This is a genomic window from Microbacterium sp. SORGH_AS_0505 (genome assembly GCF_030818715.1).
Taxonomy (GTDB): Bacteria; Actinomycetota; Actinomycetes; order Actinomycetales; family Microbacteriaceae; genus Microbacterium.
In genome coordinates, this window is the sequence record NZ_JAUTAT010000001.1 from 2,626,999 (window position 1) to 2,651,225 (window position 24,227).

Sequence of the window (24,227 nt, forward strand, 5' to 3'; positions counted from 1 at the left end):
GCGCATGGACGCACGAATCCTCCAGGGCATTGCACGGGACGCACCCCTGCAGTCGCTGACACCCGACGAGCTCCGCCTGCACGAGGTTCCTCTGACCGTCGACCCGAAGCCGCGGCGGAAGGTGAAGGCGTGGGTCCGGTTCGGCGAGACGCCGACTCGAGTCGACGCGATCGCCGCGAGATGGACGCCCTCAGCCGTCGGCATCACCTTCACCGTCGACGGCCATGAGTACCGCTGCTGGGTCTGGGTCGGAGCCGTCGACGAACACCCTGCAGGCGTCTGACTGTCGTCTCACCGCTATACGATCGGTGACCATCCAGGAGGGGGAAACCATGACCAGCACCCGACGCGAGATCATCCAAGAAGGAATCAACAACTGCGCGACCGCGAGCAATATGGCAGTGAAGCTGAAGACGCATCCCGACCCGGCAGTCGCCGAGCTCGCAAAGGCGATTCATTTCCTCGCGTTCGGCGCACAGCAGATCGGGCTCGGGCTCACCGATCAGGGTCGCATCGCCGATCTCCCGCAGCTCTCCCGATAACGCAGACAGCCCCCGGCCAGCATCCGTAGATGCCAGTCGGGGGCTGTTTTCACTGCAGGGTCAGGCGGCGGGTGTGGTGGGAACGGTGTCGCCGAAGTATCGGCCTCCTGCTGTTTTGACGTCGCGCGTGTACTTCGCGAACCAGGCGGCGTGCGCCTGTGCGTAGGAGCGGCCCGACACGGTGAGGTCCTCGATCACCCAGTCGTAGAGCACCCAGGCGGGGGTCTTATCGGCCTCGCCGGCGTTGTTCATCTGGGTGCGCCACGAGACGGGAATGTTGGTCGGAGCTGGCGAGAGGTTTGGGACCCAGGCGGCATCGACGAAGAACGGCGACAACTGCGCAACCGGGACCACATTCTCGCTTGAGACGCCGAGACGTTGAGTCCCTCCCGTCGGGTAAGCGACCTCACCGGATTGACCGGCTCCCCGGGCGAACAACGCTCCGAGACTATTGGATCCACCGATCTGCGAGAGCTGGTACCCGCCCGTCCCAAGGGCAGGGAGCAGGCGAGTCCAGCGCCCCCATTGCGCGACGTAGAAGGAGTGCCCCGCCACGGTCTGGAGCCACGTACCGAACGCCTGCTCGTTATTCGGACGGGAGTTCCCGACGTAGCCGATCTGCAATCCCGACGCGACAGAACGCGACGGGGCGACGTGGATGCCGCCCTTCGCGCTCCGCTCGAGAATCGTAGGCGCCGCTCCGAGGAAGGACAGTGCCGGCCGGTAGGCGTTGTCGCCCGTTGAGGCCGCGAGAGCGGCCTGCGCCTTGGCCTGATCGATGCCAAGGTTCGGCAGGTAGCTGCCCGTCGCGAGGGCACCCGTGAACGGCGCGTACGGGTGACCTGGCTCGATGAATGCGATCATGCCTGCCTCGGGCATCGCCTGGTCGATCGTCGCGAGCTTCGGTGCGCTCGGGTCGATCTTCAGGCCGGGGACGATCAGCTTGCGCGCCATGTCAGGCACCTCCGTTGATGATGTGAGCGAGCTTCCCGGCGAGCCACGGCGCGAACTGTGCCATGCCTTCAGGACTCTTCGGGTGGACGTAGTCGGCCATGTTCTCCGGGGCGACTGCGCCGAGGAACGAGATGACGTGCACGTAGTTCGCGCGCATCGCCGACGTGTCGAATGCGTTGCCGAGGCGGGTCGCCGCGTCGCGCATGCGAGCGTCGAAGTCGACCTTGTTCACGGACTGCGCAGCCCACAGCGCGTCGGGGCCGCCGGTCGGGGCGGCGATGATGACGATCGGAATCGTCGCGTTCCATGCTCGGATCGACGTGATCACGGTCTTGACGCGGGTCTCCCACTCGAGCCAGGTGGCGTCGGTGAGCTGGTTGAACCAGTCATTTGTGAACAGCATCATCGAGATGGCCGTCGGCGCGCCGTCCGCGAACGCAGCCGCGTATCGGGCCATGTACTTCGAGAACGAGAACTCGACCGCCGGCTGCGGATCCATCCGAACCCACGCGCCCGACACGTACTGCCGGAACTCGTCGGCCTCCGCGAATGTCGCATCGACCACGACGTCACCCTCGGTCGGCGCGACCGGGTATCCCTGCGCGTTGAACAGGAACGGCGCGGATGCTTCACCCCACCCGCGGGCGATCTTCTGGAACCCCTGGTAGTCGTACCCGTTCGGGTCGTCGTAGCAGACCTTCCGCCAGAACTCGGTCGCGCCGAGGAACTTCTCACCCGCGACACCGACCGGGAACAGGAAGGGCGAGTCGCCCCACTGCTCGTGCCCGATGTTCGTGAAGTAGCCGGCAAGCGACCATCCCCCGCGACCCTCGCCACGGCTGCCGCCGTTGTCGTACGTCCGGGTGCCACGGGTCACACCGCCGACCATCGCCGCGGCCTGCGCGTTGTAGACGTTCGGACGGGTGATGGAGTCACCGATCGCCAGCAGACGGCAGGTCGGGGCGTTCGTGGGCGCGTAGACCACGACTGGCGTCGACGCGGTGAGCACGACGGCGCCGGCACGGTCAAGGACCGCGATCGTCATCGTCCACGAGCCCGCGGCGGTCGGGGTGAGCTGCCAGTGCGTCCCGAGGTTGCCGGATCCCCCCGGCACCCCAGTGACGCGGATGCGGTGATCGGCGCCGAGCGCGCGAATCACCGACGAAAAGTTCAGCCGGTACGTCTGCCCCTGCAGCAGCCGGAGCGTGCTGGGCAGGATCAGCCGAATCGGATCCGGGGGTGTCGGAACGACGATGCGGGACGCGATGCTGTCGATGACGCGCTGCGTGAAACGCCCGTCGACACCTACCTCGATCTCGGTGCGGCGGCCATCTTCGTCCACGACCACGAAGCCCAACCCGGTGACGGCGGCGTCCTGGTCTTGCAGTCCGGTGGCTGCGCTCGCCTGGGCGAGGAGTTCCGGCCCGAGCGCCGCCATCAACAGCGATCGCGAATAGGACGTCGGCGCACCCGCGAAGTCGAACTCGAGGAAGTTGCGGCGGTTGTCTTCGTCGACGATCGCGAAGGCGACGTCGTCCGGAGCCCACTTCACCTCCGCCAGGTCGCGTCCAGCGACCTCGGCGCTGACAGCGACCGCCGCAGCCGTCACGACAGTCGAATCTTCGGCGATAGCGGCAGCGACCTCGACCGGGACCCCGGCGGCGACGGCCGCAGCGATACCCGTCGACAGTCGAGCGTTGAACGCAGACGTCGGGTCGCCGGCGACGGCTGTCATGATGCCATCGCTCGTCGCCTCAACCTCAGCGACGAGCGCAGCCGCGGAGGTCGCTGTCGTGCTCGCGGCCTGCGCCTCCGCCGACGCGGTGGACGCCGTCGCCGCCGCGGTGGTTGCAGTCGCCGCGTGCGATGCTGCGATCGCCACCTGAGCTGCGCCGGCTTCAGCCGCTGCGTTCGGGGCCGCTACCGCTGCAGCAATGTTCTCCGGGGTAAGCCCGAACTCGAAGAGCACGCCGAACTTCGACTGCGCCTCGACCTCGTAGGGTCCGGACTTGAAGACGACCTCGGCGGGATCACCCTCGACGCGGATCTGCTGGATGATCCCGTACCGGTTGGACCGGAGGAGCGGGATCTCTACCCCAGATGCCGGCTCGAACACCCGGAGCGGGGTCTCGCGGGACCGGTCGTCCTTCGCGAACACCTGGACCGGGGCATCCGCGATGAGCGTGTCGCTCTCAGGGTCGACGGCGACCTGCGCGGCGTAGAGGTCTTCGACGGCCATCCGCTCAGTCCCCCTTCGGAGTGACGCCCACGCCCTGCACCGCGTTCGCGATGCCGGTGGGACGCCAGAAGCCATAGTGAGTCGCCACGGCGATGATCCACGCCGCGAGCCCCGTGAGCAGCGCGCCGACGATGTCGAACGGGATGCTGGCCAGGACAGCGGCGAGCAGGGACGAGACGAGTCCAGAAACGAGGCTGATCGTGGCGAGCAGGACGGCCTTCAACTCGGGTCGGGTGACACGGGTCGTGACGAACCCGACGGCGACCGGGAAGACGACTGCGAGCAGGATGTTCAGGAGCTGCGGCAGGTCGAGCGTGACGACGACGCCGGGGATGCCTGTCTCCGGCTGTGCGGCGCTCACTGCGAGACCGAGCGCCTGCGCAGGACCCGCGTACAGGATGACGGCTCCGAGGGCCAGCAGGAGGCCCAGGGTGACGCGGCGGATGATCTTCATGATGACCTCCTGGTCAGATGGTGGGGATGACTGTGTCGTCGACGCCGTCAGCGTCGCGCATGAGTTCCTCGAACTGGTCGCGAGGGATGGAGCGGTCGAGCGCGATATTCGCCCAGCGGACGATCTCGCCCGCGGTGACCGAACGCTTCCGGTCAGCCAGCGCTACGAGGTAGTCGATGGCCAGTGCCATCCGGCGCTCTGTCTCTTCAGCGAGCGCGAGGTTCGCGCTGAGCTTTGAGCGAAGGTCGACGTTCTCCGCGCTCGAGGCGTCGTAGGCGTCCTTCCAGCGGGTGACCTCGTCCTTCGAGTACTTCACGAGTGTGAGGAGGAATTCGCTCGACGCGGCATCCGCGACCTGCTTCTCGGTGGAGTTCGGTTCCCGGTCGATGCGCGCCTTCCGGAGGGTCACGACCGGCACGACGATGGCCGTGCCGATGGATGTGATGACGGCGGCGATCGCGAGAAGCATGGGGCCGTTCAAGTCCATCAGCTCACCCCCGACGTTGCGCGAGTGCGCACCTCCACGTACCGCACCGCGAGGAACGCCGCGATCGCGACGGACTGCAGCATCGGGCCTATCCGCGCGGTGGGGTCGCTCCCGTCAGGGAACATGAGGATCCCGACGGTGATCGACCCCATGGTGATCGCGTGTACTGCTGGCCCAGCACCTGCGAGCGCCAACCCAGAGAGCTCGGTGACTCGACCGAACAGACCGTGGCCCGGTCGCATCGCTGTCAGCATGCCGGCGATGGACACGAGGACGCCGATGGTCGTGACGGATGCCACGATCCAGATGAAGGCACCGAGGAACGATGCAGTGACGGCAGGCGTGAACGCCGCATAGAGCAACTGCCAGGCGGACACGAGGAGTTTCGCTGCCACCCAGGCCCTGTGCCGTGCGGGGAGCTTCGGGAAAGGCCAGTGGCCCCGACCCGTGCGCACGATCAGGTGCCCGCCGGGATCGGCACGTAGTTGCCGAGGCCGGTGAGGTAGCCGGTGATCCGGGTGAGCTCGTGGCCGCGGAAGACCTCTTCCTTGCCCTTGCCTGCACCGCCGGCGAGGAACCGGCGCAGCAGCTCAAGGTCGGTCGTGCCGCTGATGTGCTTCACGCCACCGGGGCCGCAGAAGTACATGTCGTTGCGGGGCTTGCTCGCCTTGTCGGTGTTGGGTACGGCGATGATGCGGAAAGCCATGGCGTCGCTCTCTTCCTGCTCGGGGGGTTCAGTTGGGGTTGGTGCCGGGATCTTGACGGGCTTCGCGTTGCCGCCCGACGCCGCAGGGCTCGGGGTGAGCGCGGTGACGCGGTGACGCCCGTAGGTGAGCGACCACCCGAGGTAGCGACCCTTCGGGTTGGCCGCGATGAGGCGGGTCTGCTCGGCGACGGTGATGATCGCCGCGCCCTTGCCCCACGCCTGGAAGCCCTTGCGGCTCGCCGAGAGGATGAAGGTGCCCCCGCCGACGAGGTCGACGGCGACGTGCCCGTACCGGCCGTAGCCGCCCTGGGAGCCGCGGAACTCGCCGTCCCAGAAGTGGATCGCCCCGGCCGGCGCCTTGCGCGGGTCCGTCGACACGATGTCGGACGCGAGGTACGCGGCATAGGCCGACGCGTACGGTCCCCCGTTGAGCTCGCCGAAGTGGCGGCAGATCGACATCGTGAGCCCGGCGCACTGCCCATACCAGTCGTGCGGCTCTGTGCTCTTCACCCACGCACGAATCTCATCGAGGACGCTCATGATGCCTTCTCCTCTTCCAGCGCCCGCAGGCGCTCTTCCAGGGCGTCGAGGCGGTCGGCCTGCTGCTGCGCCAGAGTCAGCGCCGCGAGCCCGATGAGCTCGTACGCGACCGACAGCGGTGCGCCCTCGTCGTCGTAGATGACCAGCCAGTGGTGGCCGAGGTCGTGCAGCTCCTCAGCGATGACACCGTGCTCGATGCCGTCACCCTCACCGATTCGGCGGTACACGACCGCGCGGATTAGACGGAGCGCTTCTGCGTCCGGAGTGAAGGTCTCGATGTCGGTCTTGAACCGGCGGGATGAGGTGCGGTAGCCGAGTGCGCCGTCGTCGCGGATGTACGCGGCGCGGGTGTTGGTTCCCATCCCGCGGTCGTAGACGCCTTCGGCGAACTTGCCGTCCTTCGCTTCCTGGATCTTGTCGCGCAGAGCCGGGGTGAGCTGGTTGTCGCCGACCCGGTAACCCCGGATCGCCTCCTTGACCGTCCCGAGCGTCGCACCCTGGTCGTCGAGGACGGGATCCTCGATGAAGATGCGACCGACGGCGTCGCGCATGACACCCTTGCGAGGCCTCATCAGGACCTCGAAGGACGAGTCCACGTACCGCGCATTCGCTGCGTGGTTTGGGGACTGCGGATCCTTCATGGCCATGTAGCCTTCGGGGTTCCACATGGCGAGCCGGTTCGCGGCTGGGCTGCTCCCCGCCCCCTCGATCGCGTCGAGCGCCTTCGTGAGGCCGTCTTGGATGGAGACGTTCGCGTTGTTGCGGCGGATGAACAGGTTCGTCGCCGCAGCGAAGTCGACCCACGTGGGGTTGCCGCTGACGATCGTGCGCTCCCACAGCGAGTTGCCCACCCGGATGCGGGTGCCGAGCGCGTTTGCGAAGTCGCGGACGCGCGGGTCGGCGCCGAACGCTCCCCCGGTGCTGGCCCAGATCCGGAGGTCGATGATCTGCTGCGGCACGGTCTGACCTGCTGCCCAACGGACCAGCGCGACGGGGTGGTCGTCGAGTACGCCGGGCGTCATGGCGTCGGGGTCGCGGACGATGCTCTCGGCGGCGGTGCCGGCCAGGATGACCAGGGTGCTGGTCTTCGCGGCCCAGTCGCGGCGGATGGCGACGGTGTCCCATCGTGTTCCCGGGGCGGCCGTGAGGATCTCGTCGGCGGGGAGCGTGTCGATGATCGCCATGCCGGCGGCTTGGCCGGCGCGGACCTTGACCTGCATCGGAGCGGGGCCGGCGGCCACCTCGAACGCGTCCGCGCCGATGATGGAGTAGGCCGCTCCGGCGTGGGAGAAGATCTCTCCGAGGTCGTCGTACGCGATCGCACGTTCGTACCCGACGGACTGGATGGGCATGATTACCTTCTCTCTGCGCGGCGGGCTGCGGCCGTGAGCGCGCCGATGTGCTTGACGAGGCGCGCCTCAGGGTCGCCGTTCGCGGTGCCGGCCTTGGGGACGATCGACAGCGCGCCAGCCCGCGGGTAGGTGATCGCGATCTCGGTGATCACTTCCTCGATGGCGAGGGTGGGGATCGGCTGTAGCACCACTCCGGTGCCGATGTTGTACGTGTCGGGGAATCGGAACCATGACGTCTCGCGGAGCTCGGTCACGATCGACGCCTTCTTGCCCGCATCGCGCAGGGAGTCACGTCCGTACGGGGCGAGGTCGGCGCCGGCCTGCGCGCCCTGCGCGTTCGTGAAGCCCTCCATGACGCGACCGACTGCAGCCTCGCGTGCAGCGTCGACCACGACGGCCAGCTCGCGCGCCGCGCCGCTACCCGCTCCCCCGACGATGTCCCGTGTCCGGGTCGACCGCTGCAGCAGAAACTCCCAGTCAGCGAGGATCCCGGACTGCGGCGTGAGGGGTCGTGGGTAGGCGCCCTCGCGGGTAACTGTGACATCCCACTCGAGCGCATCCATCCGGCGCGCGAAGCCGAGCCGGAGGCGGTCGCGCGAGAGTGCTTCCGCGACGGTGGCCAATGGTTCGATCCGGAGGTCGGTGGATCCGTCCGTGCCGAGCCCCTCGGAAGCTGCGACGTTCCACGGCAGTCCCAGGCGTGTTGCGTTGGCACCGATCGCTTCGAGGGCGCGGGTGTCGGATGGGCCGACGTAGTGCGCGTACTCCGCGCCTTGCGCCGAGATCGGCGACGCCGGGTTGGGTACGGCCTGGATCTGGGTGAGCCACTCCCAGTCGTCGACGATGGGGATCGTGACCTCGTGGCGGGATCCGCTTCCGGTCGGGTTGCCGATCTGTCCCTCGAGGAGCCTGTGCTTCAGGACCGTGGAATCGGTGAAGCGAATCAGCCAGAGCCTCGCCCGGAGTCCCTCGACGCCCGGGTCCAGGATCGTCGGCACCATCGGGTGACGGTCGCTGACCGTGAGCTGCGCCGTGGAAGCGGCGTTGAGGCGGAGGAAGCACTCGGCCTCCACGGGGTGGATGGAACCGAGGAACACCCCTTCGCTGTCGGTGACCTCTCCGAGGATGTAGGAGCGGGACCGCATCAGAATGCGCGCCAATAGAGCGGGTCGAGTTCCACGGTGATGTCTCCCGTCCCGCCCGAGGCGATGACCAGCTTCGATGCACCACCCGGCGGCACCGGCGCGAACACCTGGAAGCCCAGTTGAGACGTGCGGTCCTCGCCGTCCAGGGTGGTTGTCGGTGCCGTCGGATCCGTGTTGAGGATGAAGGTCGACCCCTCGGGGATCTCGAATGGGACCGTCACCAGGAACGTCCCGACCCCGAGCGTCACCCCGGGCGGGTGAGGGCCGGCGACCGTCCACCGCACGTATGCGGGCTCGTTGCCGGGGTTCCGGATTCGCGCGGACGAGTAACCCGTCACTGACGTCGGGTAGTAGTTCTGATCGTCCGGGTCGGAGGGGATGAAGTCTGGTTCGGCCTCTGCCTGGTAGCTGCGAGAGATGGTCTTGCCCACCCAGAACGGACGCGGCGCAGAAAGCCGCAGACCGATCTGCGCGCGCCCGGTGACGAACGGATCCCGCGGGAAATAGTGCGCCCCGTCGAACTCCCCCCGCAGGTCGAGCCGACGTTGCGCGTCCCCCTCGCCGACGAGCCACCGGCCAGTCTCGACGGGGTGCAGCGAATCGAAGAAATCCGCGTGCCGCGCCTCCCAATCCGGCGCACTCGACGCCCGGAACAGCAGCCGCCATTCCACGTCGCGCGCAGGGGTGGAGTAGCCGAGGATCTCCTCCCCCGGCACCAGAGGAGTGGAGGAGGTGTACACCTCGAAGCGGGGCATGTGCAGCCCCTTCACCCCCGGCAGCATCCGGGGGCTCGATGATCCCGCTCCGGTGAGCGGCCACACCGTCCCGTCGACACCGATCCACTTCATGGGTCGCGCGCCCCACTCCGGGACGGAGTCCTCCGGCTCGGAGTAGGGCGCCGCGAACACGATCGACATGAGGGCTCCTAGGTGTCAGTGAGCCCGGCGTCGCCGAGCAGCTTGCGCATCTTCTGCTCCTTGTCGCGCTGGAGCTTCTCGATGTCGTAGGCGATGTACGTGGACTGGTCGAAGAACTGCGCCGACCCGCCGCTGCCTGACCCGACCACTCCGCCGTCCGACATGGGCAGCACACCGAACGACCGCATCGCTTCGAGCAGGATCGACAACGAACGTTCCGAGCCGTCGTCAGGGATGAAGAACTCGCGGTCCTTCATCCGGTCGCCGACGACCCGCCACGTGTTCGGCGGGACTGCCTGAGCGATCGGCGCCATCGGTGTGAGCCCCCGACCGAGCACTCCGCCCGACGCCATCGGCACGACGACGCCTCCGTCATGCTGGGTGATGCCGCCCTGACCGCCCGGCCCCATGGCGATGCGGAAAGAATGGTTCCCGGTCACCTGCCGGATGGCTGCCTGCAGCGACATCAGTCGGCTGTACGCGTCGTCGGTCTTGCCCTGGACGTAGAAGCTGCCGTCGGGTAGACGAGTGACACGGCTGGCGAGGTCGCTGACCTTCCCCATTTCGTCGCGCACGTTCGACGAGTACTCAGTGCTCTTCGACGCAGGTGTCTCCTGGATCGTCTCGATCAGTTTCCGTGCAGCGTCACGGCTCATCCCCGACTGGACCATCTGGTCCTCGAGAGCGCGCCGGCCCGCCTCATACCGACCAGCGAGGTCGGACTGGCTTTCGCCGGCGGCATCCGCGGCGGCGATCTCGTCGCCCAGAGCGGCGATCGCCCCGCGGACCTGTGACTCCATGTCGCCGCTCTTGGCGCCGACCTCGTCGATGGCACCGGCGAGACGGAGAGAGGCGTCGCTGAGGTAGCCGACCTTGACCTGGTCGTCCATGAATCCGTTGAACTGGCCGCGCATGCCCTCGAGGGTCGAGGTGGCGTCCGAGGTAGTGGAATCGAACCCACGCATGTCGGCGACCACGCCCTCAAGGTCGCTCCAGTCCTTGAAAGGATCGAAGTTCGAGAGCTTGAGGAAAGCGATCACGCCCTCTGCTGCATCGGCGAGCGGACCAGATACGAACTCCCCGAAGGACTCGCTCGCAGCGATACCGAAGTCGATCGCCCCGTTGACGAGGTCGGAGAAGAACTCCAGGATCGGGCCTCGGTTCTGGGCAACAAACTCCGCCGCCTCCGACAGAGGATCAGAGAACGCTGCGGCCAGAGCTCCCTGGATACCCTGCACTGCGACATCGATGTTGCGCTGCGCCTGTTCGAGCTTCCCCGCGTCGTTGTCCGCGAGGGTGTCGAACATGCGCTGCGCGGATCCGCGGACGCCGTCGAGCTGGTCGACCGCGTTCGAGAGATCCATCGCGAAGAGCGCGTTGCCGAGGTCCTCCGCCTGGGTACCGAAGAGCGCGACGGCTGCCGCGTTCCGCTTTACAGGGTCCTCGGTCTCGCGCAGCCGGTCGAGTACGAACCCGAGTCCGTCCCGGGCGGTCTCGCCTCCCTTCGCGATCTTGGAAGTCATCTCCTCGGCGTTCAGGCCGAGCGCCTTGAATCCGTCCGCTGAGGCCCTCGAGGCGTCCGTCGCCCGGATCTGGAACTCCTTGAGTGCGTCCGCGGCGAGATCGCCGTTGCGGGCACCCGCGTCGAGGCCCTGCACGATGAGGCCAAGAGCCTCCGGGCCCGTCAGCCCGAGCCGCGCGAAGAGCGCTGGATACTCGGTGAGGGTGTCGAGGAGGTCCTGGGCGCGGTTCGCACCGTTCCTCTCGCCAGCAGCGATGAGGTCGAATGCTTCCTGCGCCGAGCGGGCGACCCCAGTACGCAGTAGCGTGGCGGTCGCCGTGGCGACAGGCTGCACGTCCTCCTCCATGACGTCGGCGATACCGGCGAGCCCCTGGATTACGGCTTGCGCGTCCCGCGTCGATGCGGCCGGGTCGATGATCCGGAACTGGAGGCCGAGTCGCGCGGCGTTCATGTTCGACTCGATCGAGTCACCGAAGACGTTCGCGTAGGCCTCCCCCGCGGCGCGACCAATCCGGCCGGCCTGCTCCGGGCTGATGCCCGTGAGGCCCTGCAGCCGGTCGTAACCGACCTCGACCGACAAGCCCTGCTCGGTCGCACTGTTGATCGCCTTACCGATCGCAACGGCGCCGAGCACGATTCCGCCGGCGACCGGGATCGCCGCGAGCGCGGACACGAGGGTGTCTTCGATCTCACCGCCGACAGCGGCTCCGACAGCGTTTCCCGCGCCACGCGTGGCCGCGTCGAGCCCGCTCGTGAGCGAACGACCGCCCTGGGTACCCGCGGCCTCCGCATCGCGCTTGAAGTGCGACAGGAACCGCTGCAGGTTCGACTCGGCCTTGTCGGTCTCAGCGATCGCCTCGATCTTCGTGCGCGCACTGACGAGTGCTTCGCGCTGCCGCTCGAGCTTCTGCAGGTTCGCTTCCGCTCGGGCGATGTCGGCCTTCACGTCGAGGTCGGTTTCGACCGAGCGCAGGTAGTCGAGCCGGGCCTGAGCGCGGTCGAGGCCCTTCTCCGCGCGTTCGATGTTCGCGTCGACGGTGGCGACGGTCCGCTCGCTGACGAGCTTCTTGCCTTCGGCGGCTACCCGGCCGATCGCGTTGAGCGCTTCCTTCTCGTCGCCCTTGACCTTCTGAGTCACCGGCTTGCGCTCGATGTCCTCGCCGGTCTTCTTGATGTTCCGCTCAGCCCGCGCGACGTCCTTATCGTCGACGGTGAGGAGAGCTTCGATTTCGACGGCGCGAAGGGCCACGGGTCACCTCCGGGTCAGTGCCCTCCGCAGCGCGTTGGGCTGTTCAATGAGGGCGAAGATGAGCGTCCGGATGCCGGGCCACGGCCGGGCACGCACGTCGTCGGCGTACAGATCGATTCCACGCAGCGCGAGCTCCGCCACCACGAGGCGCCAGTTGCTCACGATCGCGAGCCACGAATCGTCGATGTCGGGCTGGACGCTGGAATTCTGGGTGGCGACGTTCTCCGGTGCGACATCGGCGGGCACCGGGCGGTAGTCGGGGTAGACCCCGTCCGCGTCGGGCTCGCCGATGCCGTACTCTGCCCAGTCCTCCAGCGTCTCTAGCCTTTTGGGCGAAGGCGCTCCGCCTCATCCTTGGCGTCGGGTATCCGGGTCCAGATGAGCTCCGCGATCCAGTCGGCGTACTCGCGACCGCGAGCCCAGAAGAAGATCGCGTAGACCGCGGCACGATCGATCGATGCTGGCAGCAGCTTGTGCTGCTGGACGAGATCCTTCATCTCGCCGTACGCCTCACGCAGCGCGGGGTGCTCGTCCGGGCCGATCCCATTCACGATCTCCTCGATCGCGTCGGGGACCGGCCCGGTGACGAGCCCGAGCTCGACTTCGGCGACCACGGCGAGAGCGAGAACCCGCGCCGTCACCTCGCCCGTGGTTGGCGGAGTCACCCGGAAGGTGTGCTCGCCGAACGTCAGGACGAGGTGGGGCGCTGCCCACTCGGCGAAGTCGACAGCGCTCACAGCAGCGTGTAGGTGTAGGCCTGCGACGCGCCGGCGGCGTTGGTGACGACGATCTCGACGTCGCCCGTGGCCCCGTCGGGAAGCTGAGCGACGACGGTACCCGCGTTGATGGGCAGGTGCTCGACCGCGACGTCGTCGATCGTGACGTTCGAGACGTCGAGCATGCCAGTGCCGTCGATCGTGATCATCCCCCCGCCGTCTCCGGCGACCGAGCTGATGGTCGGGATGCCGGACCCGAGCGGGTTGTACGGGTTCGCGATCGGCAGGTACGAGCCCTTGCCAGTCAGCGAGACCGAGAGGATCTCGTTGCTCGAGTTGCCGGTGTTCTGGCGGGATGCCTCGACCGTGACGAACGCGCGGCCGGCGTCGTTGGGGTTCGGGGTGCCGAGAACCGGCTTGTGGTACCAGCGGATGTCGAGGACGGCTGCCTCGCCGGACGACTTCGCGGCGGCGAGGATCTTCTCCACCTCCGGCAGGTACAGACCCGACGAGAGAAGTCGGTTGACCTGGACGGTGAACGCGGCAGCGAAGCTGCGCGCGGTGACGTCCTCGTTGGGACCGCCCTCGTCGTCGTACGTCGCGACGTCCTCCCGCGTGGGCGGGAAGGTCGGTGCGTAGCCGGACATACGACGGATCGCCTGCCAGACGGGACTGGCGTACAGGCCGAGGTTGAGGTCGAGCCCGTATTCGAAGCTCTTGCCCAGCGCGGTGCCGGCGGGAAGGGGGACACGGTTCATGATGCTGACTCCTGGTTGTCGAGACTGACGGTGAAGTTCTCGGTGCGCTGCTCGCGCTGGTGGTTGTCGGACCCGAGATCGCCCGTGGAGTAGAAGAGGATTTCGCTGATGCCAGAGGGCGGCAGCATGGCGACGAGAACCGCGCGCGCGATGGACGCGAGACGATCGGCGTCCGCGCGGTCGCGACGGGACCCCCGGATACGCGCTTGCACGCGTCGGATGCGCTCGGTGTTCTCGTCGTCGACGGGGATGCTGTACATCCGCACGCCGACAGCCCGGTCCGGCTCGTCGGGGATCGCGCCGTAGTAGACCCCGACCCGGTCGGGCGGGTACTCGGCGTCCTCGTCCCAGATCCACCCAGGGATCTGGCCGAGCGCGGCGCAGATGGTCTTGGTCAGGGTTGCGTCATCCACCGAACGCCTTCCTGACAGAATCGGCGATGAAGCGCTCCACGTCGACCTGATCCGCAGCCGCTTCGAGGAATTTCGCCTGTCCGCCGTTCGCGTGGTTGAGGTCGAGGTCCTCGTGCTGGAAGCGGGCGTGGAGGGCTGCGTAGCCGACCTGCACGGTGAGGTCGTCGGAGCGCACCCCGCCGGACTTGATGAGGTCCCCGTCGTCGCGCGGCGCGAGCTCGTTCGACCGTTTCAGGATCGCCCGGCCCGCGGCGCGGGCGCCGTCCATCGCGGCCTTCTCCGCTGTGGTGAGCAGCGGCTTGTTGATCTTGACCACGGGCCCCTCACTTCAGGTAGAGGATCTGGTGCGACGGCAACGGCGGGTCATTCTCATCCCGCCCGACCTGCACGACCGTCGACTCCCGCTGGGCCGGGGTCCCGGCCCAGACGGTGACGAGAGAGCCGATCGGTGCGACTGTGCCGAGCGACACAGTCACCTGGCTGGTGGAGACGATCTCGACGCCATCCGGAGTACGGACAAGCTGGCTGCCGTCCTTCACCTCCGCGGCGACGTCGACCGCCTGAGCGAACCCGCCGCCCATCCCGCCCCCGCGTCGCGCTGCCTGGATCGCCACCGCGTGCGGGAACAGGAACCGCTGGAGCCAGCTCACGAGTACTCGCCCTCCGGCCACAGGCGCCCCAACGGCGAGCCCGTCGGGAACGACCCGACCGGGAGGCCACCGCGCCCCGATGAGGCGCACAGCGAGCGCAAACTGACCTCCGCGTCGCCCTCAAAGGCGGACGCGATCGCGGCCATCGACACAGAGGTGCCGTTCCTGCTGAGAGACCGCAGCCTCGCCTCCCCTGGAGCCGGCAGCTCCGCGACGACACCCTTCAAGATGGCGATCGCGGTCTTTCCGTCTTCCGACGCCGGCTCGAGGGAGGTGAGGCAGGGGGCGATGACGCGCGCTCGCGCCAGCACCCGACGGCCGAGGTCCTCGTCCGTTGAGATATGCGCATGGGTGATCGGCATCATCGCCCCCTCTCGGTCAGGACCGCTTCGCGTCGTCGGCGACGAGCGCTGCGACGAGGTCGGGACGGTTGGTCCCGGCGGGCGCGATCTTTGCCGCGTCCTCACGGTCCTTGTTGCGGTTGTCGATCTCGGCCTTCAGGTCGGTGACGGTGACGCCCTTGTAGGACTCGTCGCCAGCATCCGCGTCGTCCGCGCCGTCCACGCCGGCGATCAGACCCAGCTCGAGCAGACGCTTGACCTCGGCCTTCTCCACGGTGGCGGGCAGCAGGCGGCCGCGTCGCAGGTACGTCTCGCCGCCGGCCGCGCCGGGCACCTTGACGACGATCTGCGCCGCAGCGACTTCGAAGCGCTGTTCAGCCATCCTCAGAGCCCCGTTCCCGTGATGGTGTAGCCGGCCGTGGGGTCGGTGACGACCGGAACGGTGATGCGGCGCGCGCGCAGCAGGTAGCCGTCGGTCTTCTCCTCACGGATCGACTTCGTCTCGATGCCGTTGCCGGCGTTCGAGTAGCCCGGGCTGACGCCGGTCTCGTTCGCCATGCCACCGAGCTCCTCGGTGTCGAGGATCAGCGGCGCCGCGGTGGGCGTGTGCGGCGAGCGAAGCCACGTCAGGTCCAGGACCGTCGGCCACTGGCCCGTGATGAGCGGGTTCGCCGCTTCGCGGGGCAGGAGACCGGCGGCGAGGAACTTCGCCATGACGCGGGCGAAGGCGGACGGCTTGAGGACAATCGTGTCGAGGGTGTGCCCCTCGCCCGACTCCTCGGCCTGTGCCTTCGCGAGTTCGACGGACTCGACGATCGCCTCGGCGCTCGTCCACGCGGCGGTGGCAGCCTGGGTCTGGGTGACCTTGGACGCGATGACGCCGAGAGCCGACGAGTCGACGTACTTGACGTTCCGGTTGACGAGCTGGCTGATGGCCTTGTTGACGACGTCGATGCCGCGGCGCTTGATCGACTCATCGGTGATGGGCACGTCGCGGCCGAGCTTCTCGGCGATCGCGGCGGCCAGGTCGCCGACGTTGATCTGGGACCGCGGGTACTCGCCGCCGGGGGCGATGACCTCGGGGTCGTCGTCAGCGAAGACGGGGTCGCCGTTCTCGTAGACAACGGCGCCGCCGACCACGTTGTAGCGGCCCTTCAGCAGCGCGTCCGAGATGAACTTCTGCTCGGCAACCGTGCGGACACGGCGGGCGAACAGCGACTGCGAAGACAGGATCGCGTGGATCTGCTCCGGGGTCAGGTTCTCGGTCCCCGAGATCGCGGGGACCGGGTAGGTGAGGGAAGTCATGCCTCGTGTTCTCCTTGACTCAGTCCAGAGCAATCTGGATCAGCTGTTCCGCTGCGGTTGCCGCGGAGATTGCGAGCCCGATGCCGGCCTCACCGGCGCCGACCGTGACGACCTTGCCGCCGGCGGCGGCCTTGACGCGGGCGCCGGCGACGATGGCCGCGGATGCGACGAGCTTCTGCACGCCGCCGCGGAGGACGAGCACGTCGCCGCCGGACTTCGTGTCGGTGGCGGCCGCGCCGAACACCTTCACGGAGTCGGCCTGCGCGTGGGCGACCTTGCGGGCGCCGGTGATCTCGACGAGACGACCACCGGTGACGTCAGCGGTCACTTCGCAGGTGACCTTCGCGCCGGGCTCGAAGAGGTGGATGTGGCTGGACATGACTCAGTCCTCCTTGGACTCGTCGCCCCACGCGGCCGCGTAGAGCGCCGCGTCGGAGTCGGTGATGTCGTCCGCGCGACCGATCTCGGTCACGGGAACGGCGGTGTTCTTCGGCAGGGTCGCGAGGAGCGCGACGGTACCGGCCTCGTTCGTGTCGAGCTGCGCGCGAATGGCGGCCGAGGATGCCGCGCTGATGCGACCCTCGCGCAGCGCGTCCTTCACGATCCCGTCGCGGCGGGTGCGCTCCTGTTCGGTGCGGGCCTCGGCGCCCAGCCGGGCGTTCTCCTGGAGGCTCGCGAGAACGGTCTCGTCGATCGCGGTGAAACCCTTGGGCAGGGCGCGAGCGGCGGGCGTCTCGGTCGGGTCGGCCTGCTCCTCGAGCGTCTCGTCGAGCGCTGCGAGCAGCTCCTCGTCCGAGATGTCGGCGTCCTTGACGCCGAGCCGTTCGATGAGTCCAGCCTTGATGGTGTCGCTCATGGGGAGCTTCTCCTTCTGGTTGGTGTCACCCGGCTCGGACGAGCTCGGGGGCTTGGGGGCCGCCGCGCGTGCGGAGGCGGCGGCGGCGCGAATGCGGGCATCGGCTTCGGTGTCGTCGTCGGGTTCGACCGGGACGATCGCGATCTCCACGTCGTCCTCGGTGCCGACTGTCGTCGCGGTGCCGGCGTCGGGGACGACACCGGTTCGGTCCGCGAGACCCAGCTCGACGGTCTCGGTGGCGGTGAGCCACGTCTCCTCGGCCAGGAGCGGTGCCCAGTCGCGTGCGCCGGCCTTCGCGTCGTAGACCTCGACCATGGAGCGCTCGACGGTGTCGAGGAAGGCGGCAGTCTTGCGCATCTCGCGGGCGTTGCCCCAGGTGATCGAGGAAGGCGAGTGGATCATCATCATCGAGCCGGGGCTCATGACGGTCTCGGCGCAGCTCGCGGCGATGAACGATGCGGCGGATGCCGCGAGGCCGTCGACGACAGCGACGACGCTCGCGCGGTGCGCGGCGAGCATGTTCTGGATGGCCATGGCCTCCCAGACCTCGCCGCCGGGCGAGTTGATGCGCAGAACGATCTGCTCCACGGACTCTGGCAGCGAGTCGAGCACGCGGCCGATGTCCTCCGTGGAGATGCCCCACCATCCGCCCCACGAGTCGATCGGGCCGTACATGCGGATGGTCGCGACCTTCGCGTCCGAGTCGCCGTCAGCGGCCGGCGCAGTGACCGCGCTGAAGAACTCGGCCTTGTCCGTCGGTGGCTCGGTCGTTCCCCAGTAGCGCCGGGCCTCGCGGTCGCGGTCGTCCGCGCGAGATGCGCGTGTCCGCTCGCGCACGAGCGTGGCTTGTTTGTCGGTCATGCTGCAGCCTCCTTGGGGGCGTTCGGGACGGCGACCTCGCGCCGGGTGAGCTGGTCCGCCACCGGCAGGCCGAATGTGTCGCGCACGAAGTTCTCGAGCGGCTCGTCGGGGCGGATGATCCCGCCGCGGACGAGGGCCTCGAGGGCGGCGGCGGTGACGGGCTGTCGTTCGCCGATCTCGGCGGGGACCACCTGCGGTGCGGGCTCTTCGGGGCCCCAGTTCTTGTCGACGAGGTCCTCGATGACGTGCTGCTGCACGACCTCTGCGATGTGCTGCGCGACCGCGTTGAGGCTGTCGGTGAAGAAGTTCGCGAAGGTGGACCCGAGCGCCCACGATCCGGTCTCGGTGCCGAGATTGAGGAAGTGGGCGAGCACGGCGCGGGCGATCTGCTCGTCGTAGTAGCGGATCGGCGCGTCCGTGTCGGGAAGGTCGCCCTCGACGCCGAGGAACTTCAGGAGCGCCCCGTGAGGAAGTGCTGCACCGGCGGCTTCACCCGCTCGCGCGCCCTTCGCGATCGTCAGACCGCGCTTGATTTCTTCGTCCATCCACGCGACCACCTGCTCGTAGGTCGCATTGTCCGGGGGCGGCGCACTGGTGTAAGTCGGGAGGCCAAGGCCGTTGCGTTCGGCCGTGAGCGCCTGGATCCGCAGCACACGGTCCTTCAGGAGCCACATCTTGTACGCGGACCGGAGCAGCGATTCGCCGAGCCAGTTCGCACCCTCGCGCTCGTTGACGAAAGCGACCAGCCGGTCAACGCCGATCAGCTGCTTCACGTCGTGCTGGTGGATGCCGATCAGTCCGCCGTCGCGAGCGACCTTGATCTCACTGATCGTCCGCGGCGGGCGCCACGACAGCTTCGCCAAATGGGTGGGGCCGGTGCTCTGGTCGTAGACCTGCTCGAAGTACGAGTGCCCGTACGGCAGCTCGAGCAGCGCGAGCCGGAGGAACTCCTTCCACGAGAACCGCCCCTTGAGACGGCGCGGTGCGGACGGCATCTGCCCCTTGATCGACAACCCGAGATCGCCCGCGATGTGATTCGTGACCTCCGGACGGCATCCGGTCCCGTCGATCGACCACTCGGTCCGGAGGATTGGGAGCGTCACTGCGCGCAGGACCGACTTCACCTGCGGATCCTCGCGACGCATCCGGTCGAAGACGTTGATCGAGTTCGGCCAGATGAGCTCCGGGTTGGTCTCGTGGGTCTCCGCGAGCAGGCTGCCCCAGGAGGGCATGGCGGCGCCGGCCTGGTATCCGATCTCTGACACGAGGCCTCCTGTCAGAACCGCGCCGTGGCGAGGTTCCCTTCGTCGAGCGCGACCGCGTCGCGAGTGATGATGCGAGCCGCCGGCGGCGGCGGGGTTGCCCGCGGCTTCTCAGGCGGCGTGAGCACCTCGAGGCCGTAAAGCGCTTCGGTCTCCGCGACCAGACCGGAAATGTCCACCGGCAGCGACTTATGCCGCGACCACGCGAGGTTCTCGGCGTACTGCGTGACCACGCCGCCCTCGACCGCGAGGTCAACCGCGGGCTGCTCGATGACGATCAGGCGCCGGTCGAGTACCCGATCCCGCATGCGGCCGGTCGCGGCTGCGAACTGACCGCCGTCAAGAGCGTGGACGTGGAGCCCGCGCTCGCGGAGCGGGTCGATGAACTCCATCGCCGGCGTGCCGCGACCCTGGACTACGACCTCGTTCCAGCCCGACTTCTCGGCGAGCTCGGCGAGGTAGTCCGGGACCCACAGCATCCCGGCGCGGCGAAGGCGGACGGTGGTGAAGGGGCGCCCGTCAGCGGTGAGCACCGCGGCCGCGACCCACGACATAGAGCGGTGCTTCGGTTCGGTGTCGACCGCCCAGACCGTGCGGGTCCCCCTCGGGATCTCGATGTCACTGATCGGCGTGTGCCGCGGCCGCCAGTCGCGCGGCGAGATGTACGAGATCACCTTCGACGTGACCCACTGGCAGAGGACTTCGGTCCGGTAGGACGCCTCGAGCATGTCGCGAGAGTCCTGAAGGCACATCTCGACGGTGATCTCGCCGTACCCGATACTCGGGTTCGCCTGCAGGATCCCGTCGACATCGTCGAGAGGACACCCATCCGGCGCGGACCACTCGAAGAGCGCCGACGTCGACGCGGCTAGCTCACCGTTGGCGTACGCCTCGAGCTCGTCGATGCCGCGGGCCAGCCACTCCTCGATCTCGGAGATGAGGTTGTCGCGGAGCTTGCGGAGCACGACCGAGCGCGCGTCGCCGGCGTTTGAGATGCCCCACAGCTGGGAGTTGAAGACGGCCTTGGTGGTCTGCGCGACGGAGTCCCACGCGTCCCAGGTCTGCTGCTCGCGCATCTCGTCCATCAGGACGCGCGCGGCGGTCTTTCCGCGGCCGCCCTTGCGGGATGCCGCGCGGACTTCGTAGTGCGCGCCGCTGCGGAGGTAGATGCCGGGCTGGCCGTTCTTCCGCTGGATCTTCTGCAGCGCGTTCGCGAGCGCCGGCACGCACCCTTCGTTGTCCTCGTCGCACCACCGGGCGGTGAGGTTCCAGACGTCCTGCGCAGTGTCGAGGTTCTGCGCGGTCCCGAGCACCTTGAAGCGGAACGGCGGCAGCCGGTCCTCGAACCGGTCAGAGTCGACGAACAGCCACCAGGCGGCGAGTACTGCGGCGAGCAGGCTCTTCCCGTTCTGACGCGCGACGAGGACCACGACACGACGGAACCGGAACGTGCCGTCCGGGTTCAGCTCGAGCGCGTGGATCAGGAGCCACTTCTGCCACGGGTACAGGTCGATCCCGAGGAACACCAGCGCGAACTCGATGACCTCGAAACCGAGCGACGTCTCCTCGGTCAGTGGGCGGAGCGGGCGAGTCCACAGCCGCGGCACTTCCGAACCGACGAGGTCAGAGAAGTCAGCCTGCAGCTCCCCCGCGTCGTCTGCTCTTGAAGTCGCCGAGGTCAACGGGACCCCCTTCGGGTGCAGAGTCGCCGGACGGTTCCGTCGGCGCGGGCGGCACGGATGCCGCGAGGGCAGCGCGGGCCGCGGGCGTCGCGCCGAGCTCGCGGAGCCCGTTCCAAAGGTGCGGGAGCAGGTACAGCGCCTTCGTCGCCTCGAGCGAAGTGCCGTTCGCCACGGCGTGGTCGATCTGCCGAGCGACCTGCCGGCAGGACGCGATGAGCGCCTCGTCGGCCTTCGTCGTCGTGATCTCGGCGAGCGTGCTCTCGAACGCGTCGGTGATGGCGTCCTTGACGCGCGTGGGCTCGCCGAGGAGCCGCTGTCGCATCTCCGACAGCCGCATGACGCGGTCGGCGGCCGCGACGTCGCCTGCGATCGCCTTCTTCCACATGGCCCGGTGCAGCGCGTCGACCCGCTCGAGCTCGACGATGCGGGCTGCGGACTGGTCGAGGGCCACCGGGGAGGCGGCGATCGCGGCCATGACCGCTTCGCGCGCCTCCTCCGTGGTGCAATCGAGCTGCGTCGCGATCTGGTCGAATGGGATCGCGGCTCGGAACAGCGCGAACGCCTTCGCCGGGTCGAGGTCAGGCATTTACGACCTCGGAGAAGTCGACTCGCTGCCCGTTCCGGACCGGCACGACGCCCGTGTGCTCCTGCCAGCGGCGGCAGATCACGTCGGCGTATGTCGGATCGAGCTCGACGACCATCGCGCGGCGTCCGAGGCGGTGCGCGGCGATCAGAGTCGTCCCGGATCCGGCGAATCCGTCGAGAACCCACCCTCCGGGAGGGCAGGAGTTCACGAGCATCCGTTCGACGAGCTCGACGGGCTTCATCGTCGGGTGCTCAGCCGATCGGGACGGCCGGCGAACGTCGAAGACGGTCGATGAGCGGTTGTCGCCGAACCAGCGCGGCCCGCCACGACCCAGACGGCCCTCGCCGCCGGCCGTGAAGCCGTACGCGATCGGTTCGAAGTCCCGATCGACCTCGCCCTCGAGGATCGGCTCCGACTGGTAGTGGTAGTCGGCCCGTGAGAGGACGAATCGGTCCTTCACCCACATCAGCGTCTGCCGGTAACGGATGCCGAGACGGTCCATCGCGGCCTGCAGCGGCACCCGAAGCACGTCCGAGTGAGCGACGTACACCGGGGCGCCGTCACGGCACACCTCCACGGCGACCTCCAGGAAGGCGACCGACACCGCGATCGCGTCCTCCGCGCCGTCGTTCTGGATGCTCAGGCCCGTCCCGCCGACGTACTCGACGCCGTAGGGAGGGTCCGTCCAGACACACTCGAACTCGACGCCCTCCGGGATGGCTCCGCGGACCGCGTCGAGGTCACCCGACGACCCGACGAGCAGCCGGTGAGGGCCCAGATGCCACACATCGCCCACCCCGGACACCGCGTCGGCGGCATCCGGCCGCGACGGGACGTCATCCGGGTCCGTCAGCGACACCGGCTCGTCGAGCGACGCGAGCAGAGCGTCCAGATCGCCCGAGGTGTAGCCCGTGCCGTCGAGAGCGCCGGCGGCAGCCATCGCAGCGGCGAGATCGGCGTCGTCATACGCTCCGAGGTCTGCCAGGCGGTTGTCGGCGAGCACGATCCGATGCGCCGTTGCCTCATCGACGTCGACCGTCGTCGCCTGCACCGTCGCCCAGCCGAGCGAGCACGCCGCCAGGAAGGTGTGATTGCCCGCCAGGATCTCGTTCGGCCGCCCCGTCAGCGATCCGACGTTCACGACGATCGGCCGATACTGCCCCTGAGCCTCAAGCGACGCCGCTATTGCCCGCACATCCCCGCGCCGAGGGTTCCGGTGGAACACCTGCAGGTCCTCGACCGGGAACGCGATGACCTCGAGCATCGGGGACTCCTTACCGCGCGTGCGCGTGATGGGGGTGGTCAGATCGCCGGGGAGAGAGGACAGCGCCCCCGGAGCGTGGTCCGCCCCCAGGTCGACCTCTGGATTTTTCGAGGGGGGCGGGTCAGGAGGCCGGCAGGAGCTCTGCGGGCATGTCCTCGCAGTTGATGCGGACGCCTGTCTCGGGGTGCACCCATTGGTGTGGGAGTGCGTCGTGTTCGAAGTCGGGGGTCATCGGGCTTCCCTCTCCGGTGGGAGTCGGTGTCCGCAGCGCTGGCAGCGAGTGAGGCGGGCGACGGTGCCGACGCCGTGAGGGGTGAGGCTGTGGAGTGTGACCTGCCAGAGGTCGGCCCATCCGCAGTGTGGGCAGTCGGTGTCGAGGCGGCGCGGGGTGCCTGCGGTGAGCGGGATGGCGAGCGCCATGGTCAGGCTCGGACGAAGGTGCCGCCTGTGGTGGCGAAGCATGGGCTCAGCTCGGCGACCTGGTCTGGGGTGAGGTCTGCTCCGGCTTCGACGTAGATGGTGTCGAATGATGTGCCGCGTGCGCGCTGCGTCGAGCGTGTGGTGGCGAAGCGGATGCCGCCGCGGTTCGGGTAGTCGATGCGCTCGGCTCCGTTGGCACGGCGGATGACGGCACCCTCGGTGGTCGAGGCTGCGTCGATGAGGTCGAGGAATCCCTCGCGGAGCTCGATGGCGTTGGGCGCGATGACGAGGATCCGCTTCCCGAGTGAGGCTTCGGCGGTGATGCCGGCTGCGGCGTATCGGTTCACGAAGCTCCTCTTGCGGTGGTGTCGCCGACCCTCCCTACACTGAGCAATCCAGGTGGGACGAGTGAAGGGGCGGGACGGACATGGCGGCAGCAGGCGCTAAGCGCATCGTGGTCGAGCGCAGCGACGGCAAGTGGGGCTGGCAGTTGATCGGCGACAACGGGTACGACATCATCGCGACCGACGGCGGTCAGGGGTACGAGAAGGAAGACACGGCGCGAGCGATGGCGGACAAGATCATCAGCGGCCACTATGCGGACGCGAAGAAGTTGATCAGTCGTCAGAAGCGGTAGTCACCACCAGTCGGGCATTGCGTCGCCGAGTGGTGGTGCGGGTGCTCGGTTCCCTCGCTGCTGGTTGCACAGTGCGTGGGAGTGGCGGAAGTTGTCGGGGTCTGATTGCAGGTCGGGTCGGTCCTCGACGGTGTGGAAGTGGTCGAGGTTGTGGGAGTCGGGCGTGCTGTTCTGCGCGGCCGTGTAGTCGATCGGTTCGCCGCAGAGCCAGCAGTCGGCTTCGGGGTCGCCGAGCGCGTCGAGCCGCTTCCCTTCCTCGAAGAACTCGTCACGGAGCCGATGGTCGAGACGTGTGTTCGTGCGTTTGTCGGCCATGGTCCTCCGAGTTCTGAGAGGCGCCGGCGATGGGTCGCTCGGCGCCTCTCTCGG

Annotated in this window: 30 protein-coding genes; 3 read left to right on the forward strand and 27 right to left on the reverse strand. The window is 68.2% G+C overall.

The window, feature by feature from the left end; translation table 11 throughout:
* The first annotated feature begins 4 nt into the window (after positions 1-4).
* The gene (locus tag QE428_RS13055; RefSeq protein WP_307470005.1) at positions 5-283 is read left to right on the forward strand and encodes a hypothetical protein; all 279 of its coding nucleotides are present in this window, start codon (positions 5-7) and stop codon (positions 281-283) included.
* Positions 284-332: 49 nt separating this feature from the next.
* Positions 333-542 (forward strand): hypothetical protein, encoded by a 210-nt coding sequence (locus QE428_RS13060; RefSeq protein WP_307470009.1) that lies wholly within the window; start codon positions 333-335, stop codon positions 540-542.
* A 60-nt stretch (positions 543-602) separates the two neighbouring features.
* Here the strand turns inward: QE428_RS13060 and QE428_RS13065 are convergent, their stop codons facing one another.
* The 26 genes from QE428_RS13065 to QE428_RS13190 form a co-directional block, all read right to left on the reverse strand.
* Positions 603-1,496 (reverse strand): hypothetical protein, encoded by an 894-nt coding sequence (locus tag QE428_RS13065; protein WP_307470013.1) that lies wholly within the window; start codon positions 1,494-1,496, stop codon positions 603-605.
* 1 nt (position 1,497) lies between these two features.
* The gene (locus QE428_RS13070) at positions 1,498-3,735 is read right to left on the reverse strand and encodes a hypothetical protein (RefSeq protein WP_307470015.1); all 2,238 of its coding nucleotides are present in this window, start codon (positions 3,733-3,735) and stop codon (positions 1,498-1,500) included.
* A gap of 4 nt (positions 3,736-3,739) precedes the next feature.
* Positions 3,740-4,189 (reverse strand): hypothetical protein, encoded by a 450-nt coding sequence (locus QE428_RS13075; protein ID WP_307470017.1) that lies wholly within the window; start codon positions 4,187-4,189, stop codon positions 3,740-3,742.
* A gap of 13 nt (positions 4,190-4,202) precedes the next feature.
* Positions 4,203-4,676, reverse strand: coding sequence for a hypothetical protein (locus tag QE428_RS13080; RefSeq protein ID WP_307470022.1), 474 nt, complete (start codon positions 4,674-4,676; stop codon positions 4,203-4,205).
* Positions 4,676-5,071, reverse strand: a complete 396-nt coding sequence (locus tag QE428_RS13085) for a hypothetical protein (protein WP_307470024.1) — start codon at positions 5,069-5,071, stop codon at positions 4,676-4,678. The genes QE428_RS13080 and QE428_RS13085 overlap by 1 nt, the downstream gene beginning before the upstream one ends.
* 62 nt (positions 5,072-5,133) lie before the next feature.
* A complete protein-coding gene (locus QE428_RS13090; protein WP_307470027.1) occupies positions 5,134-5,922 on the reverse strand; it encodes a hypothetical protein in 789 nt (262 codons plus the stop codon).
* Positions 5,919-7,274: a tail fiber domain-containing protein gene (locus tag QE428_RS13095; protein ID WP_307470029.1), complete on the reverse strand. Its 1,356-nt coding sequence runs from the start codon at positions 7,272-7,274 to the stop codon at positions 5,919-5,921. Before QE428_RS13095 ends, QE428_RS13090 begins: the two co-directional genes overlap by 4 nt.
* Positions 7,275-7,276: 2 nt before the next feature.
* On the reverse strand, positions 7,277-8,419 hold the full coding sequence (locus QE428_RS13100) for a hypothetical protein (protein ID WP_307470032.1): 1,143 nt from the start codon (positions 8,417-8,419) through the stop codon (positions 7,277-7,279).
* Positions 8,419-9,336, reverse strand: a complete 918-nt coding sequence (locus QE428_RS13105; protein ID WP_307470035.1) for a hypothetical protein — start codon at positions 9,334-9,336, stop codon at positions 8,419-8,421. The genes QE428_RS13100 and QE428_RS13105 overlap by 1 nt, the downstream gene beginning before the upstream one ends.
* 8 nt (positions 9,337-9,344) lie before the next feature.
* Positions 9,345-12,107 (reverse strand): phage tail tape measure protein, encoded by a 2,763-nt coding sequence (locus tag QE428_RS13110; protein ID WP_307470037.1) that lies wholly within the window; start codon positions 12,105-12,107, stop codon positions 9,345-9,347.
* A 3-nt stretch (positions 12,108-12,110) separates the two neighbouring features.
* Complete coding sequence (locus tag QE428_RS13115; RefSeq protein ID WP_133399832.1) at positions 12,111-12,353, reverse strand: hypothetical protein; 243 nt, start codon at positions 12,351-12,353, stop codon at positions 12,111-12,113.
* Positions 12,354-12,427: 74 nt separating this feature from the next.
* Positions 12,428-12,844, reverse strand: a complete 417-nt coding sequence (locus QE428_RS13120; RefSeq protein WP_307470043.1) for a hypothetical protein — start codon at positions 12,842-12,844, stop codon at positions 12,428-12,430.
* Positions 12,841-13,581 carry a phage tail tube protein gene (locus QE428_RS13125; RefSeq protein ID WP_307470044.1) on the reverse strand — a complete coding sequence of 247 codons (741 nt, stop codon included), beginning with the start codon at positions 13,579-13,581 and terminating at the stop codon, positions 12,841-12,843. Before QE428_RS13125 ends, QE428_RS13120 begins: the two co-directional genes overlap by 4 nt.
* On the reverse strand, positions 13,578-13,994 hold the full coding sequence (locus tag QE428_RS13130) for a minor capsid protein (protein ID WP_307470047.1): 417 nt from the start codon (positions 13,992-13,994) through the stop codon (positions 13,578-13,580). The genes QE428_RS13125 and QE428_RS13130 overlap by 4 nt, the downstream gene beginning before the upstream one ends.
* Entirely contained in the window at positions 13,987-14,310 is a 324-nt protein-coding gene (locus QE428_RS13135) for a hypothetical protein (RefSeq protein ID WP_307470049.1), read from the reverse strand. Before QE428_RS13135 ends, QE428_RS13130 begins: the two co-directional genes overlap by 8 nt.
* A 7-nt stretch (positions 14,311-14,317) precedes the next feature.
* Positions 14,318-14,644: a hypothetical protein gene (locus QE428_RS13140; protein WP_307470050.1), complete on the reverse strand. Its 327-nt coding sequence runs from the start codon at positions 14,642-14,644 to the stop codon at positions 14,318-14,320.
* Entirely contained in the window at positions 14,641-15,009 is a 369-nt protein-coding gene (locus tag QE428_RS13145) for a hypothetical protein (RefSeq protein ID WP_307470053.1), read from the reverse strand. The genes QE428_RS13140 and QE428_RS13145 overlap by 4 nt, the downstream gene beginning before the upstream one ends.
* Before the next feature lie 13 nt (positions 15,010-15,022).
* Positions 15,023-15,367: a hypothetical protein gene (locus tag QE428_RS13150; protein WP_307470055.1), complete on the reverse strand. Its 345-nt coding sequence runs from the start codon at positions 15,365-15,367 to the stop codon at positions 15,023-15,025.
* Positions 15,368-15,369: 2 nt separating this feature from the next.
* The gene (locus QE428_RS13155) at positions 15,370-16,290 is read right to left on the reverse strand and encodes a hypothetical protein (protein ID WP_307470058.1); all 921 of its coding nucleotides are present in this window, start codon (positions 16,288-16,290) and stop codon (positions 15,370-15,372) included.
* 19 nt (positions 16,291-16,309) lie between these two features.
* Positions 16,310-16,669 carry a capsid cement protein gene (locus QE428_RS13160; protein ID WP_307470061.1) on the reverse strand — a complete coding sequence of 120 codons (360 nt, stop codon included), beginning with the start codon at positions 16,667-16,669 and terminating at the stop codon, positions 16,310-16,312.
* Between the two features lie 3 nt (positions 16,670-16,672).
* Positions 16,673-18,007 carry a head maturation protease, ClpP-related gene (locus QE428_RS13165; RefSeq protein ID WP_307470064.1) on the reverse strand — a complete coding sequence of 445 codons (1,335 nt, stop codon included), beginning with the start codon at positions 18,005-18,007 and terminating at the stop codon, positions 16,673-16,675.
* Positions 18,004-19,272 (reverse strand): hypothetical protein, encoded by a 1,269-nt coding sequence (locus QE428_RS13170; RefSeq protein ID WP_307470067.1) that lies wholly within the window; start codon positions 19,270-19,272, stop codon positions 18,004-18,006. Before QE428_RS13170 ends, QE428_RS13165 begins: the two co-directional genes overlap by 4 nt.
* An 11-nt stretch (positions 19,273-19,283) precedes the next feature.
* Entirely contained in the window at positions 19,284-20,951 is a 1,668-nt protein-coding gene (locus tag QE428_RS13175) for a hypothetical protein (protein ID WP_307470070.1), read from the reverse strand.
* Complete coding sequence (locus tag QE428_RS13180) at positions 20,902-21,537, reverse strand: hypothetical protein (protein ID WP_307470074.1); 636 nt, start codon at positions 21,535-21,537, stop codon at positions 20,902-20,904. Before QE428_RS13180 ends, QE428_RS13175 begins: the two co-directional genes overlap by 50 nt.
* Positions 21,530-22,801: a DNA methyltransferase gene (locus tag QE428_RS13185; protein ID WP_307470077.1), complete on the reverse strand. Its 1,272-nt coding sequence runs from the start codon at positions 22,799-22,801 to the stop codon at positions 21,530-21,532. Before QE428_RS13185 ends, QE428_RS13180 begins: the two co-directional genes overlap by 8 nt.
* A gap of 422 nt (positions 22,802-23,223) precedes the next feature.
* A complete protein-coding gene (locus QE428_RS13190; protein WP_307470079.1) occupies positions 23,224-23,568 on the reverse strand; it encodes a hypothetical protein in 345 nt (114 codons plus the stop codon).
* An 80-nt stretch (positions 23,569-23,648) separates the two neighbouring features.
* On the opposite strand from QE428_RS13190, the gene QE428_RS13195 reads away from it, so the two are divergent.
* Positions 23,649-23,858 (forward strand): hypothetical protein, encoded by a 210-nt coding sequence (locus QE428_RS13195; protein ID WP_307470081.1) that lies wholly within the window; start codon positions 23,649-23,651, stop codon positions 23,856-23,858.
* Here the strand turns inward: QE428_RS13195 and QE428_RS13200 are convergent, their stop codons facing one another.
* Positions 23,859-24,173, reverse strand: a complete 315-nt coding sequence (locus QE428_RS13200) for a hypothetical protein (RefSeq protein ID WP_307470082.1) — start codon at positions 24,171-24,173, stop codon at positions 23,859-23,861. It lies immediately after the preceding gene.
* Between the last annotated feature and the right edge of the window lie 54 nt (positions 24,174-24,227).

Coding starts and splice junctions, on each gene's coding strand:
- QE428_RS13055 (WP_307470005.1), top strand. CDS start 5: ATGGACGCACGAATCCTCCAGGGCATTGCACGGGACGCACCCCTGCAG.
- QE428_RS13060 (WP_307470009.1), top strand. CDS start 333: ATGACCAGCACCCGACGCGAGATCATCCAAGAAGGAATCAACAACTGC.
- QE428_RS13065 (WP_307470013.1), bottom strand. CDS start 1,496: ATGGCGCGCAAGCTGATCGTCCCCGGCCTGAAGATCGACCCGAGCGCA.
- QE428_RS13070 (WP_307470015.1), bottom strand. CDS start 3,735: ATGGCCGTCGAAGACCTCTACGCCGCGCAGGTCGCCGTCGACCCTGAG.
- QE428_RS13075 (WP_307470017.1), bottom strand. CDS start 4,189: ATGAAGATCATCCGCCGCGTCACCCTGGGCCTCCTGCTGGCCCTCGGA.
- QE428_RS13080 (WP_307470022.1), bottom strand. CDS start 4,676: ATGGACTTGAACGGCCCCATGCTTCTCGCGATCGCCGCCGTCATCACA.
- QE428_RS13090 (WP_307470027.1), bottom strand. CDS start 5,922: ATGAGCGTCCTCGATGAGATTCGTGCGTGGGTGAAGAGCACAGAGCCG.
- QE428_RS13095 (WP_307470029.1), bottom strand. CDS start 7,274: ATGCCCATCCAGTCCGTCGGGTACGAACGTGCGATCGCGTACGACGAC.
- QE428_RS13100 (WP_307470032.1), bottom strand. CDS start 8,419: ATGCGGTCCCGCTCCTACATCCTCGGAGAGGTCACCGACAGCGAAGGG.
- QE428_RS13105 (WP_307470035.1), bottom strand. CDS start 9,336: ATGTCGATCGTGTTCGCGGCGCCCTACTCCGAGCCGGAGGACTCCGTC.
- QE428_RS13125 (WP_307470044.1), bottom strand. CDS start 13,581: ATGAACCGTGTCCCCCTTCCCGCCGGCACCGCGCTGGGCAAGAGCTTC.
- QE428_RS13145 (WP_307470053.1), bottom strand. CDS start 15,009: ATGATGCCGATCACCCATGCGCATATCTCAACGGACGAGGACCTCGGC.
- QE428_RS13150 (WP_307470055.1), bottom strand. CDS start 15,367: ATGGCTGAACAGCGCTTCGAAGTCGCTGCGGCGCAGATCGTCGTCAAG.
- QE428_RS13155 (WP_307470058.1), bottom strand. CDS start 16,290: ATGACTTCCCTCACCTACCCGGTCCCCGCGATCTCGGGGACCGAGAAC.
- QE428_RS13160 (WP_307470061.1), bottom strand. CDS start 16,669: ATGTCCAGCCACATCCACCTCTTCGAGCCCGGCGCGAAGGTCACCTGC.
- QE428_RS13165 (WP_307470064.1), bottom strand. CDS start 18,007: ATGACCGACAAACAAGCCACGCTCGTGCGCGAGCGGACACGCGCATCT.
- QE428_RS13180 (WP_307470074.1), bottom strand. CDS start 21,537: ATGCCTGACCTCGACCCGGCGAAGGCGTTCGCGCTGTTCCGAGCCGCG.
- QE428_RS13185 (WP_307470077.1), bottom strand. CDS start 22,801: ATGCTCGAGGTCATCGCGTTCCCGGTCGAGGACCTGCAGGTGTTCCAC.
- QE428_RS13195 (WP_307470081.1), top strand. CDS start 23,649: ATGGCGGCAGCAGGCGCTAAGCGCATCGTGGTCGAGCGCAGCGACGGC.
- QE428_RS13200 (WP_307470082.1), bottom strand. CDS start 24,173: ATGGCCGACAAACGCACGAACACACGTCTCGACCATCGGCTCCGTGAC.